Here is an 18,361-nt window from a genome sequence, read left to right as displayed (position 1 = left end):
TTGTGTCTGTTCCCAGCCTTCCCCCAGAGCCCACCACACCATCCGATCCGGTTGCTGCCGGCGCATCCGCTGCAGAGCCGTTGATCTCGGAGTCGGCCGTAAATGCTGCCGTCGTCGCCGCGCTGGCCGCTATCGCCGCCGCCGGCACGACCGTAGCGCTCAAACTCGTGCGCAGCGAGCATGCGGGGGAGTCGTCGCCGCTGTCCAAGCTCAACGCGCTCATGCGCAGCGTTCCCGGCAAAGAGAAGGCTGCCGCCGGCAAGCTCGTGGGCCAGGCCCGCGGCACCGTCACCAAAGCGCTGACCGCCCGCGAAGACGAGATCGGCACCGCTGAAGCGGCAGCCCGTCTGCTCGCCGAGACGGTGGACGTGACCGCCGCAGCATCCGCTTGGAAGGCCGGGGCGCGGCATCCGATCTCGCTGCTCAGCGAACGAGCCGCCGACGTGTTCGTCGCGATGGGCTGGGAAGTTGCCGAAGGACCTGAACTCGAGAGCGAATGGTTCAACTTCGACGGCCTCAACTTCGACGAAGACCACCCGGCCCGCGCCATGCAGGACACCTTCTTCGTCGAACCGACGGATGCCCACCTCGTTTTGCGCACGCAGACGTCGCCCGTGCAGCTGCGCGCGTTGCTCAGCCGCGAGCTGCCGGTCTACGTCGTCGCGCCGGGGCGGGTCTTTCGCACCGACGAACTCGACGCCACCCACACCCCGGTGTTCCACCAGATCGAGGGCATCGCCATCGACAAAGGCCTCACCATGGCGAACCTGCGCGGCACGCTCGACCATTTCGTGCAAGCACTGTTCGGCCCCGAGGCCAAGGTGCGCCTGCGCCCCAACTACTTTCCGTTCACCGAGCCCAGCGCCGAGCTCGATGTGTGGCACCCGACCTTCAAGGACGGCGCCCGCTGGATCGAGTGGGGCGGCTGCGGCATGGTGCATGCCAATGTGCTGCGGTCGGCCGGAATCGACCCCGACGTGTACTCCGGGTTTGCGTTCGGAGTGGGTGTGGAACGAGCAGTGATGTTTAGAAATGACGTAAAGGACATGCACGACATGGTCGAGGGCGATATTCGGTTCAGCCAGCAGTATGGGATGACGGTCTGATGCGGGTTCCACTGAGCTGGCTCGGCGAATACGTCGACCTCGCGCCCGGCACCACGCCGGAAGACGTGCACGCCGCGCTCGTGAGCGTCGGCCTCGAAGAAGAAGACATCCACCGGTTCGAGGTGTCCGGCCCGATCGTGGTCGGCGAGGTGCTCGAATTCGTCGGCGAAGAGCAGACCAACGGCAAGACCATCAACTGGTGCCAGGTGCGGGTTGCGCCGGGCGATGAACTCGCCGCTGACGGCGGCCCGGCCGTACACGGCATCATCTGCGGCGCGCACAACTTTGCCGTCGGAGACAAGGTCGTCGTGACCCTGCCCGGCGCTTCGCTGCCCGGTCCGTTTCCGATCGCGGCCCGCAAGACCTATGGCCATGTCTCCGACGGCATGATTGCCTCGGCCCGTGAGCTCGGTCTCGGCGACGAGCACGACGGCATTCTGCTGCTGAAAAACCTTGGAATCGACGCCCCGGTCGGAACGGATGCGATCGCCCTGCTCGGCCTGGACGACAGCGCCGTTGAGATCAACGTCACCCCCGACCGCGGCTACGCTTTCTCCATTCGCGGCGTCGCCCGCGAATACTCGCACGCGACCGGTGTGCCGTTCCGCGACCCCGCGCTCGCGCTCACCGTGGTGGCCCCGGTCACCCGGTTCCCGGTCACAATTGACGACCAGGCTCCGATTCGGGATCGCTCCGGGTCGAGCGTGTTCGTGACCCGGGTCGTGCGCGGCGTCGACCCGACGCGGCCGACCCCGGCCTGGATGATCGCGCGCCTCGGGCTGGTCGGCGTGCGGTCCATCTCCCTCGTGGTCGACATCACGAACTACGTCATGTTCGAGCTTGGCCAGCCGTTGCACGGCTACGACCTCGATAAACTCACCGGCGGCATCATCGTGCGGCGTGCCGTCGAGGGCGAGAAATTCACGACGCTCGACGCGGTCACCCGCACGCTCAGTGTCGAAGATCTGCTGATCACCGACGAATCCGGACCGATCGGACTGGCCGGCGTGATGGGCGGCGCGAGCACCGAGATCAACTCGAAGACGGTCAACGTACTCGTCGAGGCCGCCAACTTCGACCCGGTATCTATTGCCCGTTCTGCTCGCCGCCACAAGCTGCCGAGCGAGGCCAGCAAGCGGTTTGAACGCGGCGTCGACCCGCGCGTTGCCGCTGTGGCTGCCGCCCGTGTCGTGCAGCTGCTCGTGGACCTCGCCGGGGGAGTCGCCGACGACCTCGGCTCGGTGTACGACACAACGACCGCGCCCCTGCCGATTGTGTTGCCGACCGGATTCGTGTCGGGTCTCATCGGCCTGAACTACACCGGCGATGAGGTGCGCGACGCTCTCGTGGAGGTCGGTGCATCCCTGCATGATGTCGGTGGTGTGCTGCACGTCACGCCGCCCACCTGGCGCCCTGACCTCACCGACAAGTGGACCCTGGCCGAGGAAGTCGCCCGCATCGTCGGCTACGACCGCATCCCTTCGGTGTTGCCCGTCGCACCGCCCGGTCGTGGCCTGACCCGCACGCAGACGCTGCGCCGCACGGTTGCGCAGACCCTCGCCGCCACCGGTCACACCGAGGTGCTGACCTACCCCTTCGTCTCCGAGCGGGCGAACAATCTGTTCGGTGTGCCGGTCTCACCAGCTCAAACGGATGCCGGCGCGAGCGCGGCCGACGCTGGCGCGGCATCCGCTGCCCCGGTTTTGGTTGCGCAGATGAAGGTCGCCAACCCGCTCGACGGGGAGGCGCCGTTCCTGCGTACCTCGATGCTGCCCGGTCTGCTGCAGATCGCGCATCGCAACCGCTCCCGTGGACTGGTCGATCTCGCCATCTACGAGCAGGGACTGGTCTTTCGTCCCGAAGCCGGAGTGACCTACGGTACAGCCGTGCTGCCCGCCGGAGGAGCGCGCCCGAGCGCCGAGGCCGAGGCGGCATTGATCGCCGGAATCGTTCCCCAGCCGCTCCTGGTGGGTGTCGTTCTCGTCGGCAACGACGTGCGGCACCAACCCGGCCTGCCCGCAGTCGCCGCCGGCTGGCAGTCGGCGCTGGCTGCCGTGCAGCAGGTGGCGCTGGCCACCGGCGTGCGCATCGAGGTGCGCCAGGGCCGGCACCCGGCGCTGCACCCGGGCCGCACCGCCGAGCTGTTCGTCACGGTTCCGGCCGCGACCAGTGCCGCGTCGACGGTTTCGGTCGGATTCGCCGGCGAACTGCTTCCCACTGTCGCCGATGATTACGACCTGCCCGCCGTTGTCGCCGTCGCCGAGATCAACCTCGGGCTGGTTTTCGCGCAGGCCGACGGCACGCGAACGGTGACGCCGATTCGCACGATGCCCGCCGCCACCCAGGACCTCTCGCTCGTCGTGGCCGTGACTGTGCCGGCTGCAACCCTGCTGGCGGCCGTCGCCGAGGGCGCGGGCGACCTGCTCGAGAACATCGATCTGGTCGATGACTATCGCGGTGCCGGTGTCGAACCCGGCCAGAAGTCACTCACCTTCGCGCTGCGTTTTCGCGGCGAGGAGCGCACGTTGACCGCCGCGGAGGCGAGCGCCGCCCGCCTGGCCGGCGTCGCGGTCGCCGCTGAGCGCTTCGGGGCGACTCTGCGCGAGTAGCACCTGAACCGGATGCCGCGGCCCGACCCTGTGGGGCCGGCCGCGGCATCCGCATGGTGCCGCCCCCCGGCGCGGAAACGCGGCCGCCGGGGCCGCGCTAAGGTTTAACCCATGGTGTTTTCGGTAGCAGTGGCGGGCGCGAGCGGGTATGCGGGCGGCGAACTGCTGCGGCTGCTCGCCGGTCACCCCGAATTCGAGGTGCGCACGGTCACCGCACACAGCAACGCCGGGCAGCGTCTGATCAATGTGCAACCATCGCTGCGTTCCCTCGCTCACCTGACCCTGGTCGACACGACACCGGAGAATCTCAGCGGCCATGACGTGGTCTTCGTGGCCCTGCCGCACGGCAAATCCGGCGAGCTCACCACGCATCTGCCCGCCGAGACCCTCGTGGTGGACTGCGGCGCCGACCACCGCCTCGAGAATTCCGACGATTGGGCCGCGTTCTACGGCGGCGACTACTTTGGTGCCTGGACCTACGGGGTGCCCGAACTGCCCACCCAGCACGGCAAGCAGCGCAAACGTCTCGTCGGCGCTCGGCGCATCGCCGCTCCCGGCTGCAACGCCAGCACCGTCGCGCTCGCCCTGGCCCCCGGCATCCACGCCGGCGTGATCGACGCGCAGGACCTCGTGGCCGTGCTCGCCGTCGGCCCGAGCGGCGCCGGCAAGAGCCTCAAACTGCCCAACCTCGCCGCCGAGATCCTCGGCTCCGCCAACCCCTACGCTGTCGGCGGCACCCACCGGCACATCCCCGAAATTGTGCAGTCGCTGCGCTGGGCCGGCAGCACCACCGACGCCACCATTTCGTTCACCCCGGTGATCGTGCCGATGTCGCGGGGCATCCTCGCCACGGCCACCGCCCGGCTCGTGCCGGGAACGAGCGCCGCCGCCGTGCGAGAAGCGTGGGAGAGTGCCTACGCCGACGAGCCCTTCGTGCACCTGCTGCCCGAGGGGCACTTTCCGCGCACCGCCGACGTGCTCGGTGCCAATACCGCGTTGATCGGACTGGCCGTCGATGAAGCGGCCGGCCGCGTCGTCACGATCACGGCCATCGATAATCTCGTCAAGGGCACCGCCGGCGCTGCCATCCAATCCGCCAATATCGCCCTCGGCCTGACCGAAACGCTCGGTCTGACCATGAATGGAGTTGCTCCGTGAGTGTCACCCTTCCTGCCGGTTTTGCTGCTGCCGGGGTCACCGCCGGCTTGAAGAAGTCCGGCGGGCTCGACCTCGCCCTCGTGCAGAACCTCGGCCCGCTGCAAAACGCCGCCACCGTGTTCACCAGCAACCGCTGCCAGGCAAACCCGGTCATCTGGAGTACCCAGGTCATGAGCGACGGCCGGGTCAGCGCCATTGTGCTCAACTCCGGCGGCGCCAACTGCTACACCGGCAGCATCGGCTTTCAGACCACGCATGCCACCGCCGAAGCCGTCGCGGCCCGCCTCGATATCTCCTCGGGCGACGTTCTGGTCTGCTCCACCGGCCTGATCGGGGAACAGCTCAACCTCGACCTCGTCACCGCCGGCGTCCTGGACGCCACCACGGCCATTAAAACGGATGCTGCCACCACGCCCGAAGCCGGCCTCCTGGCCGCGCAGGCCATCATGACCACCGACACCCGCCCGAAACAGGCCGCGCACGAGTCGGCGGCCGGCTGGAGCATCGGCGCCATGGCCAAGGGCGCCGGCATGCTCGCGCCCGGGCTCGCCACCATGCTCGTCGTCATCACCACCGACGCCGTGCTCGAGTCGGCCGAGCTCGACACGGCCCTGCACGCGGCCACCCGGGTAACCTTCGACCGCCTCGACTCCGACGGCTGCATGTCGACCAACGACACCGTGAGCCTGCTCTGCTCCGGCGCGAGCGGTGTGACCGCCGACCTGACCGAGTTCACGGCGGCGCTCATCGACATCTGCCGCGACCTCACGCTGCAACTGCAGGGCGACGCCGAGGGCGCCGCGCACGACGTGGCGATCACCGTCACCAACGCGGTCTCCGACGATGAAGCCGTCGCCGTGGCCCGCGCGGTCTCGCGCAGCAACCTGTTCAAGTCCGCCATCTTCGGCAACGACCCGAACTGGGGCCGTGTGCTCGCCGCCGCCGGAACCGTACCGGTGAAGGACGCTGCCTTCGACCCCTACGGCATCGATGTCGCCATCAACGGTGTGCAGGTGTGCACCGCGGGTGAGCCGGACCAGCCGCGCGACCTCGTCGACCTCACGGGCCGCGGCGTGACTGTGCTCATCGACCTGCATGCCGGCAGCGAAACCGCCACCCTGTGGACCAACGACCTCACTCACGACTACGTCGAAGAGAACAGCGCGTACTCGAGCTGATCATGACCGAAACACCGCGAACCCACGCCGACTCGTCCACCACCGACGAGACCAGCCAGGCCGAAGCATCCGTTAAAGCGGCGACACTGATCGAAGCGTTGCCGTGGCTCAAACGCTTTCACGACCAGATAATCGTCGTGAAGTTCGGCGGCAACGCCATGGTCAGCGAAGAGCTGCAGCGTGCCTTCGCCGAAGACATGGTCTACCTGCGCTATGCCGGCATCCGCCCGGTCGTCGTGCACGGCGGTGGCCCGCAGATCTCGGCCATGCTGAAACGCCTCGGCATCGAGAGCGAGTTTCGTGGCGGCTACCGGGTGACCACGCCGGAAGCGATGGACGTGGTGCGCATGGTGCTGACCGGTCAGATCAACCGCGACCTGGTCAGCCACATCAACCAGCACGGACCGCTCGCCGCCGGACTCAGCGGTGAGGACGCCGGACTTTTCCGTGGGCGCCGCCGTGGGGTGGTCATCGACGGCGAAGAAGTCGACCTGGGCCTGGTCGGCGACGTCATCGGCGTCGACCCCGAAGCGGTGCTCGCGCAGCTCGCAGCCGGCCGCATCCCGGTGGTCTCGTCGATCGCCCCCGATACGGATGTCCCCGGCCAATCCCTCAACGTCAACGCTGACGCTGCTGCTGCCGCACTCGCAATCGCGCTCGGCGCGGCCAAACTCGTGATTCTCACCGACGTTGCCGGTCTGTATCGCGACTGGCCGAACCGGGATTCGCTCGTCTCGATCATCGACGTGCTCGAGTTGCGCGCCCTGCTGCCCGAGCTGGAATCGGGCATGATTCCCAAGATGACGGCCTGCCTCGACGCTGTCGACGGCGGCGTAGCCAAGGCCGCGATCATCGACGGGCGAGTGCCGCACTCGATCCTGCTCGAAATTTTCACTGGAAGCGGCATTGGCACGGAGGTAATACCCGCATGACTGACGTTTCCTGGCAGAACCGGTTCGCCGATTCGATGATGCGCACGTTCAGCCCGCCGCTGGCCATGCTCGTGCGCGGCGAGGGGTGCTACGTGTGGGATGACCAGGGCACGCAGTACCTCGACTTTCTGGCCGGCATCGCCGTGAACTCACTCGGACACGCCCATCCAGAGGTCGTCGCGGCGGTCACGCAGCAGATCGGCACGCTCAGCCACGTGTCCAACTATTTCGCCACCCCGCCGCAAATCGAACTGGCTGAACGGCTCAAACGCATCACCGGCGCCGGCGACGAAGGCCGCGTGTATTTCTGCAACTCGGGCGCCGAGGCGAATGAGGCCGCGTTCAAGCTGGCCAGGCTCAACAACAAGGGCCACCGCAGCCGCATCATCTCGCTGCACGATTCCTTTCATGGCCGCACGATGGGCGCACTCGCCCTCTCCGGCAAACCGCACATGCGTGAGGCGTTCGAACCGGTGCCTGGCGGGGTCGAACACATCGACAGCACCATCAAAGCCCTCGAGGCGACCATCGACAACACCGTGGCCGCCCTGGTCCTCGAACCGGTCAAGGGCGAGGCTGGCGTCATCGACCTGCCAGCCGGTTTTCTCAAGCGTGCCCGCGAACTGTGCACCGAGCACGGCGTACTGCTGATCATCGATGAGATTCAGACCGGCGTCGCCCGCACCGGCGCCTGGTTCGCTTACAACCACGCCGACATTCTTCCGGATGCCGTCACCATCGCCAAGGGGATGGGTGGCGGCGTTCCCATCGGTGCGCTCGTCACCTTCGGCTGGGCCTCTGAGCTGTTCCGCCGCGGCCAGCACGGCTCGACCTTCGCCGGCAACCCGCTCGTGACCGCGACGGCGAACGCCGTCCTCGGCGTGATCGAACGTGACGACCTTGCCGCCAACGCCGCCCGCCGCGGCCAGCAGCTGCGGGAGATCATTCTCGCTTTCAACTCGCCGCTGATCGACGAGGTGCGCGGGCGCGGCTTGTTGCTCGGTGTCGGCCTGACCGAACCGGTCGCGCTGAAACTCGGCGCTGCGGCCCTCGCCAACGGCCTCATCGTGAACGCCGCGAACGAGACCAGCATTCGCATCGCGCCGCCGCTGATCGTCGGAGATGCCGAACTCGCCGACTTTACGGAGCGGTTCGGGCGCGCCCTCGGCAGCCTCTAGGCTGGACGAATCCCACTTTGCGCGGGTTCCCCACCGGCGCTGCACGCTTAAACCGGGGGAGCGGCATCCGCTCGCCTGCTGACAAATCGATAACCGAAAGTGACACCGTGACCCGCCATTTCCTGCGCGACGACGACATCTCCCCGGCCGAACAGGCCGAGATTCTCGATCTGGCCCTGGAGCTGAAGCGAGACCGATTCGCGGTGCGTCCGCTCACAGGCCCGCAGACCGTCGCGGTTATTTTCGACAAGTCCTCGACCCGCACCCGCGTGTCCTTCGCGGTCGGCATCGCCGACCTCGGCGGCAGCCCGCTCATCATCAGCACCGCGAACAGCCAGCTCGGCGGCAAGGAAACCGCCTCCGACACCGCGCGTGTGCTCGAACGCCAGGTCGCCGCGATCGTCTGGCGCACCTACGGCCAGGCCGGACTCGAAGAAATGGCGCTGGGCACGACCGTTCCCGTCGTCAACGCACTCAGCGACGACTTTCATCCCTGCCAGCTGCTCGCCGACCTGCTCACCATCCGCGAACACCGCGGCGACCTTGCCGGCCAAACCCTCGCCTTCCTCGGCGACGGGGCCTGCAACATGGGTCAGTCCTACCTGCTCGCCGGTGCCACCGCCGGCATGCACGTGCGCATCGCGTCCCCGGCCGGTTACACGCCGACCGACCAGGTGGTAGCGGATGCGACGGCTATCGCCGCGCGCACCGGCGGCTCCGTCGCGCTGTTCACCGACCCCCGCGAGGCCGTCACCGGCGTTGACGTGGTCATCACCGACACGTGGGTGTCGATGGGCAAGGAAGAGGAGAAGGCCACCCGGCTCGGCGACCTCGGCCAGTACCGGGTTGACGCTGAGCTGATGGGGCTGGCCAAGCCGGGCGCGCACTTCATGCACTGCCTGCCCGCCGACCGCGGCTACGAGGTGACCGCCGACGTCATCGACGGCCCGCAGAGCATCATCTGGGACGAGGCAGAGAACCGCCTGCACGCCCAGAAGGCACTGCTGGTCTGGCTGCTCGCACAGAACGCGGCCTGACCGCCCCGCGCGGCCATCCGTTCTCATATTTCTGACCGGGCCCGGGCCCGGAAAGGGTGAGAGAACCGGCGGGCGACCGGGGAGCAGCGGCGCAACACGTAAACTTTAGACAGATCAAGATTTAGGGAGAACCATGGCGGAACGCGTTGTACTCGCATACTCGGGTGGACTGGATACCTCGGTCGGCATCGGCTGGCTCAAGGATGCCACCGGCAAAGAGGTCGTAGCCCTCGCCGTCGACGTCGGACAGGAGGGCGAAGACATGGACGTGATCCGTCAGCGTGCCCTCGACTGCGGCGCCGTCGAATCCATCGTCATCGACGCCAAGGACGAGTTCGCCAATGACTACATCGTGCCGACGCTCAAGGCGAATGCCCTGTACCAGAAGCGCTACCCGCTCGTCTCGGCCATCAGCCGTCCGCTGATCGCCAAATACCTCGCCTCGACCGCCAAGGAACTCGGCGCCGACAGCGTCGCCCACGGCTGCACAGGCAAGGGCAACGATCAGGTTCGGTTCGAAGCGGCCGTCGCGGCCCTTGCCCCCGAGCTGACCTCACTCGCCCCGGTGCGAGACTTCGAACTCACCCGTGACAAGGCGATCGAGTACGCCGCCAAGCACGACCTGCCCATCGCCCAGTCGAAGAAGAGCCCGTACTCCATCGACCAGAATGTCTGGGGTCGTGCCGTCGAGACCGGATTCCTCGAAGACCCGTGGAACGCGCCGATCGAAGACCTCTACACCTACACCCAGGACCCGTCGGTCACCCGCGCCCCGACCGAGGTTGTCATCTCGTTCGAGCAGGGCGTGCCCGTCGCGATCGACGGCAAGAAGGTTTCCCCGCTGCAGATGATCCAGCTGATGAACCGTCTTGCTGGCGATCAGGGTGTCGGCCGCGTCGACATCGTCGAGGACCGTCTGGTCGGCATCAAGAGCCGCGAGATCTACGAGGCTCCGGCCGGCATCGCATTGATCGCCGCGCACGAAGAACTCGAGAACATGACCCTGGAACGCGACGTCGCCCGCTACAAGCGCGGCGTCGAGAGCAAGTGGGCCGAACTGGTCTACGACGGCCTGTGGTTCTCCGGCTTGAAGAAGAGCCTCGACGTGTTCATCGAGGACACGCAGAAGTACGTGACCGGCGACATCCGCTTGAAGATGCACGCCGGCAGTGCCGTTGTCACCGGCCGCTCCAGCACGACCAGCCTGTACGACTTCAACCTCGCCACCTACGACACCGGTGACTCCTTCGACCAGACCATGGCCAAGGGCTTCATCGAACTGTGGTCGCTGCCGAGCAAGGTGGCCGCACGACGCGACGCCGCCGCGAAGTAGGGCATCCGTGTCGGGTGAGAAGAACGCGAACCGTGCCGGTAAAGCGGGCGCTCTCTGGGGCGGCCGTTTTGCCGGGGGACCGTCGCCGGAACTGGCGCGGCTGAGCAAGTCGACCCAGTTCGACTGGATGCTGGCCGAATACGACCTGCAGGGCAGCCGCGCGCATGCCAGGGCCCTCGCCGCCGCCGGATATCTCACCGACACCGAACTGACCCAGATGGTCGGCGCGCTCGAAGAACTCGAGCGCGCCGTCGTCGCCGGCGAATTTCTGCCGGCCGACGCCGACGAAGACGTGCACTCCGCCCTCGAGCGTGGCCTCATCGACATGATCGGCGTCGAGGTGGGCGGCAAACTCCGCGCCGGCCGCAGCCGGAACGACCAGGTCGCAACGCTCGTGCGCATGTGGCTGCGCGACCACGCCGCTATTCTCGCGTCGCTCGTCATCGAACTGATCGATGCCCTCGCCGCGCAGGCCGAAGCGCACGAAGACGCCATCATGCCCGGCCGCACCCACCTGCAGCACGCCCAGCCGGTGCTGCTCGCCCACCACCTGCTCGCGCACTGCTGGCCGCTCGTGCGCGACCTCGACCGCTTCGCGGACTGGGGCCGACGAGCGGATGCCTCCCCCTATGGATCCGGCGCCCTCGCCGGCAACACCCTCGGCCTCGACGCGCGCCTGGTGGCCACCGACCTGGGCTTCGCCGCCGTGGTCGAGAACTCCATCGACGGCACTGCGAGCCGCGACCTGGTGGCCGAATTCGCCTATATCACCGCGCAAATCGGCATCGATATGTCCCGGCTGGCCGAGGAGATCATTCTCTGGAACACCAGGGAATTCGGTTTCGTCACCCTCGATGACGCCTATTCCACCGGTTCCTCGATCATGCCGCAGAAGAAGAACCCCGACATCGCCGAGCTCGCGCGCGGCAAATCAGGCCGCCTGATCGGCAACCTCACCGGGCTGCTCACCACGCTCAAGGGCCTGCCGCTGGCCTACAACCGCGACCTGCAGGAAGACAAAGAGCCGGTCCTCGACTCGATCAAGACCCTCGAAGTGCTGCTGCCCGCCTTCACCGGAATGGTCGCCACCCTCACGTTTCACACCGAGCGCATGGCGGAACTCGCGCCGCAGGGATTCTCCCTCGCCACCGATGTCGCGGAGTGGCTCGTCAAACGCCACGTCTCGTTCCGTGATGCCCACGAAATCACCGGGTCCCTGGTGAAGTTCGCCGAGACGAACAATCTCGACCTGCACGAGGTCAGCGACGACGACCTCCGGGCCCTGTCGCCGCACCTCATTCCCGAGGTGCGCGAGGTGCTCACCATTCGCGGATCGGTCGACAGCCGCGACGGCAGTGGCGGCACCGCCCCGGTGCGGGTCGCCGAGCAGCGCGCGCACCTCGTGGCTCGCGTGCGCGACCTGACGGCCGCGCTCAGCCGGTAGTGCCGTTCGCGCCGGGCGTGCTGGAGCGACCCGCACTCGAGGTCGCCCCACTGCTGCTCGGCGCGGTGCTCACCCGCGGGGTCATCTCGGTGCGCATCACCGAGGTTGAGGCCTACCTCGGTGAAACCGACCCGGGCTCCCACGCCTTCCGTGGGCGCACGCCGCGCACCGTGACCATGTACGGGCCTCCCGGGCACCTGTACGCCTATTTCAGCTACGGCATGCACGTCTGCGCCAACATCGTCTGCTCACCGGAAGGCACGGCCTCGGCGGTGCTGTTGCGGGCCGGTGAAATCGTCGCGGGACTCGATGAGGCGCGAAGCCGCCGCTTGACGTCGAAAACGGATGCCGACCTCGCGCGCGGCCCCGCGCGGCTGACCAAAGCCCTCGGTATCGAGCTCGGCGATGACGGCGCCGATCTGAATCGTGCCCCGTTCGACCTGGAGCTTCCGGCGCGCCTTGCCGCCTGGGCGACCGGACCGCGCACCGGGGTGAGCGGTCTCGGCGGGGGAGTCGACTACCCGTGGCGGTTCTGGGTGCCGGGGGAGGCATCCGTTTCGCCGTATCGGCGACACGTGGCCAAACGCGCAGGCTGAACCCGAGGCTACTTTGTTGCTGCGGCGGGCGCGATTGTGTCGGCGCAAGTAGCGGGCTGGCCGGTCGATCGGGTGAGCACCCGATGCAGATACACGATATACGGCACTAGCACGACGGCCATCGCGCCCACGAGAACCGTGTCCCAAACCACATCGTGGGTGGTGAGCGCGCCGCTGATATTGAAGAGAATGTGAAACAGCACGCCGGGCAGGATGCTTTGAGTGATGGCGACCACGTACCCGAGCGCGATCCCGATCACGATGGCAGCGACGAGCTGAATAAGCTGGTCAGAGCCGGTATAGCCGCGCAGCAGGTTGACGATGTGGCCGAAGCCGAACGCGACACCACTGAGGTAGATGGCCCGGAGAACGGTCTTCTTCGCTAGAACCGCCCGGAACAGAAAGCCGCGGAAGATTAACTCTTCAACGAATCCGACACCGATCATGAGGATGCAGGCGATCACAACCGTCTGAGCGTCGAGGTCGGAATTGAGGCCCTTGGCGTATTGAAAGAGGGTCAGCGCGAACAGCGGCAGGTAGAACGCGGTGAGTCGCATCGTTCCCGGCTCGGCCCGGCGCAGTCCGTAGAAGCGCATGCGATTGGCGCCCCGCAGATACCCGAGCAGCGCGAGCGAATAGACCACGAGCAGCAGCGCGGTGCCGGCGCTGGCGATGCCGATCGCTTCAGAGACGGCATCGCCGACGTTGACAATAGCGATGTACCCCGCAATCCAGATGAGAGCATGCCAGATCGGTTTGGTGTCCTGTAGCGTGCGCATGGTGCCAGCTTTCGTCTCGTGGCGTACCGCCGACTGGCGGTACAGCGGATGCCCTCGAACGCCGAGCGGCGCGGCCGGACTCTTCTGCCACCCTCATTGAAGTCGCATCGGGCTGCGCCGTGTAGTGCCGAAAGTCACCTTCCGGGTCGTGGAGCGGACCCCGTCGTAAGCTCTGACCACGATTGTCGTCGTGCGTCATCCGGTGATGACGTTTGTGGTTCTCGCGTACGCGATCTCCTGGACGATCTGGCTGCCGCTGCCGCTGCCGCTGCTCGCTGCCGCTGCTCGCTGGCCGGCAGGACCGGGTCGACTGGACGGCGTCGCCGTACCTGCACCTGGCCGGCGGACTCGGCCCGGCCATCTCCGCGGTGATCGTGACCGCTCTGATTGCCGGCCGCGTGCGCATCCTCGATCTGCTGCGGCGGATGGTCGCGGTGCGTGGTCGCCTGCGCTGGCGGGCCCTGGCCGCGCTCGGACCGCTCGTGCTGTTCGCCATAGCGGTCTTTGTCGCCCGGCTCGTCGACGGGGTATGGCCCGACACCTCGCGGTTCGGTGCGAGCGTCGAGTACGCATTCTTGCCGGTACTCGTTTTCTGGACCGCCAACCTGATCTTCTATGGTTTCGGTGAGGAGATCGGCTGGCGCGGTTTCGCCCAACCAACCCTGCAATTCCGGCATTCGACGCTGAGAGCAGCCGTGCTGGTCGCCGCAGCGCGGGCGGCATGGCACCCGCCGCTGTTCGGCATAACCCCGACTTACCGGACCATGCCCGCGGCCGGATTCATCGTGGTCGCGGTCTTTCACGCCGTCTTTGACATCGCGACGACCACACCCGCCACGACGACACTCATCCCCACCCTGATGGGCGCGGGGATCACGATCGTCGGACTCTTGGTTATTCCGAGCCTGCTGAAATCACGGGCCTAGACCAGGGCCATCGGCACGAGTGCAGCGCAGGCGCACGCCCAGGTAAGGCTCGACAGCGTGCCGATGATGAACCGTTCGCGGGACTCGGCCGCGGCAAGCTCCGTGAACCGGCCAACGCCCTTGATGGCGACGACCACGGCGATGGCCTCGGGAAATCCGGCCAGGATGGCCCCGGCCACGGCGAGACGTTCCAGGATACCGATGGTCACCCCGCCGCGCAGCACCTCGTGAGTTTCAGGGAGGCCGACCCCGGCCGGGGAGGGGGCCGGTTTTCCGGCGTTGAGCACCATGATTCCGCCGTGCTGACCAGGTGGCACCGAATTGTTGGTCGCGAGATCAAGGGCGAGCACCGCTGCCGGGCCGCCGCCGATCACAGCAAGAGCGAGGGCCAGCATGCCGAGCACAATGCCGAAGGCGCTCGGACCGGGCGCAACCGGAACGGCGGCGAGCACGAGGGCAACGGCCAGGCCTGTCGTGGCGGCGATCGCGTAAAGCTGGCGGTGCAGTTTGAAGGCGATCGCTGCGAAGGTGAGCGAGGCGAGCGTGACCAGCAGCAGCGCGACCCAGTACAGGAACGTGAGAACGGTGAGGGTCATAGTGTGCTGTCCGTTTCGTTATCGGCCGTTTCGTTCGGGGCAACATCGAGCTGCTCCAGCAGCCTAACCAACGCCGGCCGCGCCGCCTGCTCGACGCGGTACTGCGCCGCCTTGAGCCGCTGGCTCACCGCTCCGGTGGTGATGCCGAGCTGTTCGGCGATGTCAGTCTGGGCCAGTCCGCGTTCCAACAGGTCGCCGGCCTGCCAGCCCTGGGGGGTGCGTCGTTGACGCAACAGCAAGAGCATAGTGAGGAGCGCCTCGATGCCGGGGGCGGCAGCATCCGTTCGGCCCGGCTCGAGCGCAAAATGGGCCTCGGTCTTTTTCGCCCGCAGCACGGCGTCGCGTGCGGCGATGAAGGCGTCGCCGGTGGCTTGCCGGGTCGAAGCCGGCAGGGGGGTGCGCACGCTCCCCACGCCGAGCCCGACGCTCCAGTGGCCGGAACGGTGCAGGGCCAGAATCGCCTCCAGCGCAGGCCCGGCAGCCGACACCAGCAGCTGAATCTCATCGCCGGCGGTCTGGTCCGGCGGCAGGCTGAACGCCCGCGGGCTCTGCGCCACGAGGTGAGCGATCATCTCGCGCGCACGATCACGATCATTGCGGCTGTCGATCTGGTCGGCGGTGATGACAAACATGATCTGAGGCTCCGTCCTGCATTCAGTGTAATTGAGTCCACAGCCTAAATCAAAACAAATTGAGTCTTTAGCCTGAATCACGGACGTGGCCGAGCGGATGCCGCCGGCAATTCGGCGAGACGCCCCCGGCTGGTAATCTGAACCCGTGTCAGACCCCGCCATCCTCGCCCAGCAGACCAATGATCCCTCCTTCGATTCCGTCTGGGAGGAGATCAACTGGCGCGGCCTCGTGCACGTCTCCACCGACGAGACCGAGCTCAAAGCGCTGCTCGATGGTGACCCGATCACCTACTACTGCGGATTCGACCCGACAGCGCCGAGCCTGCACCTCGGCAACCTGGTGCAGCTGCTGCTGATGCGGCGCCTGCAACTGGCTGGACATCATCCGCTCGGCTTGGTCGGCGGCTCCACCGGACTCATCGGCGACCCGCGCCCAACCGCCGAGCGCACGCTGACCCCCACCGACACCGTGGCGGAATGGGTCGGCTACCTGCAGGCCCAGGTTTCGCGCTTTCTCAGTTCCGAGGGTGACAACGCCGTCACGCTCGTAAACAACCTGGACTGGACGGCGCCCTTGAGCGCCATCGACTTTCTGCGCGAAATCGGCAAGTACTACCGCGTGGGCACCATGCTCAAAAAGGATGCCGTCAGCGCCCGCCTGAATTCCGACGCCGGCATCAGCTACACCGAATTCAGTTACCAGATTCTTCAGGGCCTGGACTACCTCGAGTTGTTCCGCAGCTACGGCTGCGTGCTGCAAACCGGCGGCAGCGACCAGTGGGGCAACCTCACGAGCGGCACCGATCTCATCCGTCGCGCCGAGAGCGGTACGGTGCATGCCATCGGCACCCCGCTCATCACCAACAGCGACGGAACCAAGTTCGGCAAGAGCGAGGGCAACGCGGTGTGGCTCGACCCGAACCTCACGAGTCCGTATGCCTTCTACCAGTTCTGGCTCAACACCGACGATGCCGATGTGATCTTTCGGCTCAAGGTCTTCACGTTTCTTACCCGCGCTGAGATTGACGCATTCGCCGAGCTGGTCGAGAACGAACCCTTCCGTCGCGAAGCACAGCGCCGGCTCGCCCTCGAAGTGACCAGCCTCGTGCACGGGCAGGCGGCAACGGATGCTGCCATCCACGCCGCCGAGGCCCTGTTCGGGCAGGGCGACCTCGCCGAACTCGACCCTGATACCCTCGAGGCCGCGTTGCGCGAACTACCCCACACCACGACGGCGCCGCACGCGACCGTGCTGCAGTTGCTGGTCGACACGGAACTGTCGAAGAGTCTCGGTGATGCCCGACGTGCCGTGCAGCAGGGTGGGGTCTACCTGAACAACGAGAAGGTCACGAGTGTCGACCTGACCATCGAAGGATCCGTGCTGCCCGGGGGAGTAGCGGTGCTGCGCCGTGGCAAGAAGACGCTCGCGGGTATCTTCGTCGAATAGATTGCTGGGGCGCGTCGGCGACAGAGTCATTTGGTCGGCGCGTCGGCGACAGGGTCATCCGCTCCCCGCTCAGACATTGGGGATTTGCCGGGACACCGCGAAAGGCATGCGGCGCCCCGGCAAACCCCCAAAACTCGCAACTCCGCGAATAACCCTGCCGCCGCCACGGGCCTGGGTGTTCGTGAGGCGTCATCGAATCGGCGGGGTGGTTGCAGGGGGTCGGCAGGTGCGGGTGGCAAGATGTCGACGTGGAAACTCTCCGAACCGAACGCCTGCTGCTTCGCCCCTGGACCCTCGATGACACCGACTTCGTCTTCGGGCTGTACTCCCTGTGGTCCGTGCAGCAGCACATCGGGCTGCACCCGCGGGTCATGACCGACCGCGCCGAGGCGATTGCAGTGATCAAGCGCTGGCAGGGAATGGAGCATCCCATTCACGCCATCCGCGCGGTGACGGATGCCGACACTGGCGAGATCTTCGGTAACCTGCTGCTCAAGTCGATCCCCGCGTCGAGTGCGCTCACCCCGCTCGAGCCGTCGGGGGACACCGAGATCGGCTGGCACTTTCACCCGAATGCGTGGCACCAGGGCTACGCGACCGAAGCGGCCGCCGCCGTGCTGGCCGAAGGCTGGAAGACCGGACTCGACCGGGTCGTCGCCGTCACCACCCCCAGCAACCGACCGTCGCAACGGGTGTGTCTGCGCATCGGCATGACGCACCAGGGCCGAACCGATCAGTACTACAACTCCGTGAGCGAACTCTTCGTGGCGTTCGCCCCCGAGGCTTGATCGGTGTTTCCGGCAGGTTTCGAGCGGATGTCCGCCCCCGACACGCCCGGGATGTAACCGTGAGTTGCGGGGTATCAGGATTCACCGTAATGTCATCTAAGTCACCCCACAGGTTCGGAAAAAGCCAAGTGCTTCCGGCCTCAAGCGGGACCAATCCCAAGTCAAAATATCCCGGAATCTTCCGCGTGACAGTGACTTGATGAAGTTCACCTGAAGAACAAGAAACTGTTTTTCGGCTGAGCGACAAGAAATAAGAGAAGTACTCCAGTGCAATGGCCTTCGTGGCCGGCGGCTGGGTGTGTCCGATCCTTGAGAACTCAACAGCGTGCACAATGTCAAATGCCAAAAACCTCGTGGTTGTGGCCCGTTTCTAGCGGGGTGCAGCTAAGAGATTCCTTTGGAAATAATATTGAACAAGTCCTAGCTTCGGTTAGGCAACTAAACAAAGCAAGTCAGTAATGATTTGTTCTTGTCAGTTTCAAACTTGCATCTGTCCAGCCTATTCCGGTTGGTGGGTGCACTAGATGGGCGCTCAGCTTGCTGGGTAGCTATTCAAACATTTACGGAGAGTTTGATCCTGGCTCAGGACGAACGCTGGCGGCGTGCTTAACACATGCAAGTC

Annotated in this window: 16 protein-coding genes and 1 rRNA gene; 14 read left to right on the top strand and 3 right to left on the bottom strand. The window is 66.3% G+C overall.

The window, feature by feature from the left end; genetic code table 11:
• Positions 1-80 precede the first annotated feature (80 nt).
• From pheS to BMW72_RS14250, 10 genes are all read left to right on the top strand, one after another.
• Positions 81-1,106, top strand: coding sequence for a phenylalanine--tRNA ligase subunit alpha (pheS, locus tag BMW72_RS14295; RefSeq protein WP_241983763.1), 1,026 nt, complete (start codon positions 81-83; stop codon positions 1,104-1,106).
• On the top strand, positions 1,106-3,715 hold the full coding sequence (gene pheT, locus BMW72_RS14290) for a phenylalanine--tRNA ligase subunit beta (RefSeq protein ID WP_092111694.1): 2,610 nt from the start codon (positions 1,106-1,108) through the stop codon (positions 3,713-3,715). The genes pheS and pheT overlap by 1 nt, the downstream gene beginning before the upstream one ends.
• A 111-nt stretch (positions 3,716-3,826) precedes the next feature.
• Positions 3,827-4,873, top strand: coding sequence for an N-acetyl-gamma-glutamyl-phosphate reductase (gene argC, locus BMW72_RS14285; protein ID WP_092111692.1), 1,047 nt, complete (start codon positions 3,827-3,829; stop codon positions 4,871-4,873).
• Complete coding sequence (gene argJ / locus BMW72_RS14280) at positions 4,870-6,051, top strand: bifunctional glutamate N-acetyltransferase/amino-acid acetyltransferase ArgJ (protein WP_092111690.1); 1,182 nt, start codon at positions 4,870-4,872, stop codon at positions 6,049-6,051. The genes argC and argJ overlap by 4 nt, the downstream gene beginning before the upstream one ends.
• A 2-nt stretch (positions 6,052-6,053) precedes the next feature.
• Positions 6,054-6,983: an acetylglutamate kinase gene (gene argB / locus BMW72_RS14275; protein WP_092111688.1), complete on the top strand. Its 930-nt coding sequence runs from the start codon at positions 6,054-6,056 to the stop codon at positions 6,981-6,983.
• Complete coding sequence (locus tag BMW72_RS14270) at positions 6,980-8,161, top strand: acetylornithine transaminase (protein WP_092111686.1); 1,182 nt, start codon at positions 6,980-6,982, stop codon at positions 8,159-8,161. The genes argB and BMW72_RS14270 overlap by 4 nt, the downstream gene beginning before the upstream one ends.
• 107 nt (positions 8,162-8,268) lie before the next feature.
• Positions 8,269-9,198, top strand: coding sequence for an ornithine carbamoyltransferase (argF, locus tag BMW72_RS14265; protein WP_092111684.1), 930 nt, complete (start codon positions 8,269-8,271; stop codon positions 9,196-9,198).
• 133 nt (positions 9,199-9,331) lie between these two features.
• A complete protein-coding gene (locus BMW72_RS14260; protein WP_092111682.1) occupies positions 9,332-10,531 on the top strand; it encodes an argininosuccinate synthase in 1,200 nt (399 codons plus the stop codon).
• 7 nt (positions 10,532-10,538) lie between these two features.
• On the top strand, positions 10,539-11,975 hold the full coding sequence (gene argH / locus BMW72_RS14255; protein ID WP_092111680.1) for an argininosuccinate lyase: 1,437 nt from the start codon (positions 10,539-10,541) through the stop codon (positions 11,973-11,975).
• Complete coding sequence (locus tag BMW72_RS14250) at positions 11,975-12,571, top strand: DNA-3-methyladenine glycosylase (RefSeq protein ID WP_092111678.1); 597 nt, start codon at positions 11,975-11,977, stop codon at positions 12,569-12,571. The genes argH and BMW72_RS14250 overlap by 1 nt, the downstream gene beginning before the upstream one ends.
• 8 nt (positions 12,572-12,579) lie before the next feature.
• Here BMW72_RS14250 and BMW72_RS14245 read toward each other — a convergent pair whose 3' ends face one another.
• Positions 12,580-13,350, bottom strand: a complete 771-nt coding sequence (locus BMW72_RS14245) for a CPBP family intramembrane glutamic endopeptidase (RefSeq protein WP_092111676.1) — start codon at positions 13,348-13,350, stop codon at positions 12,580-12,582.
• A 374-nt stretch (positions 13,351-13,724) separates the two neighbouring features.
• Between BMW72_RS14245 and BMW72_RS14240 the strand changes: the two genes are divergently transcribed.
• Positions 13,725-14,276 (top strand): CPBP family glutamic-type intramembrane protease, encoded by a 552-nt coding sequence (locus tag BMW72_RS14240; protein ID WP_134450285.1) that lies wholly within the window; start codon positions 13,725-13,727, stop codon positions 14,274-14,276.
• On the opposite strand, the gene BMW72_RS14235 is transcribed toward BMW72_RS14240, so the two are convergent.
• Positions 14,273-14,872: a hypothetical protein gene (locus BMW72_RS14235; RefSeq protein ID WP_092111672.1), complete on the bottom strand. Its 600-nt coding sequence runs from the start codon at positions 14,870-14,872 to the stop codon at positions 14,273-14,275. The genes BMW72_RS14240 and BMW72_RS14235 overlap by 4 nt on opposite strands.
• Positions 14,869-15,504 (bottom strand): hypothetical protein, encoded by a 636-nt coding sequence (locus BMW72_RS14230; RefSeq protein ID WP_092111670.1) that lies wholly within the window; start codon positions 15,502-15,504, stop codon positions 14,869-14,871. Before BMW72_RS14230 ends, BMW72_RS14235 begins: the two co-directional genes overlap by 4 nt.
• Before the next feature lie 145 nt (positions 15,505-15,649).
• On the opposite strand from BMW72_RS14230, the gene tyrS reads away from it, so the two are divergent.
• The 3 genes from tyrS to BMW72_RS14215 form a co-directional block, all read left to right on the top strand.
• Positions 15,650-16,951 carry a tyrosine--tRNA ligase gene (gene tyrS, locus BMW72_RS14225; RefSeq protein ID WP_092111668.1) on the top strand — a complete coding sequence of 434 codons (1,302 nt, stop codon included), beginning with the start codon at positions 15,650-15,652 and terminating at the stop codon, positions 16,949-16,951.
• A 248-nt stretch (positions 16,952-17,199) separates the two neighbouring features.
• Complete coding sequence (locus BMW72_RS14220; protein ID WP_092111666.1) at positions 17,200-17,739, top strand: GNAT family N-acetyltransferase; 540 nt, start codon at positions 17,200-17,202, stop codon at positions 17,737-17,739.
• A gap of 559 nt (positions 17,740-18,298) precedes the next feature.
• Positions 18,299-18,361 (top strand): 16S ribosomal RNA (locus tag BMW72_RS14215); the annotation flags it as partial.

This window comes from Cryobacterium luteum (genome assembly GCF_900110125.1).
GTDB lineage: Bacteria > Actinomycetota > Actinomycetes > Actinomycetales > Microbacteriaceae > Cryobacterium > Cryobacterium luteum.
Note: the sequence above shows the minus strand (reverse complement) of the source record. Positions and strands in the feature narration are given on the sequence as shown.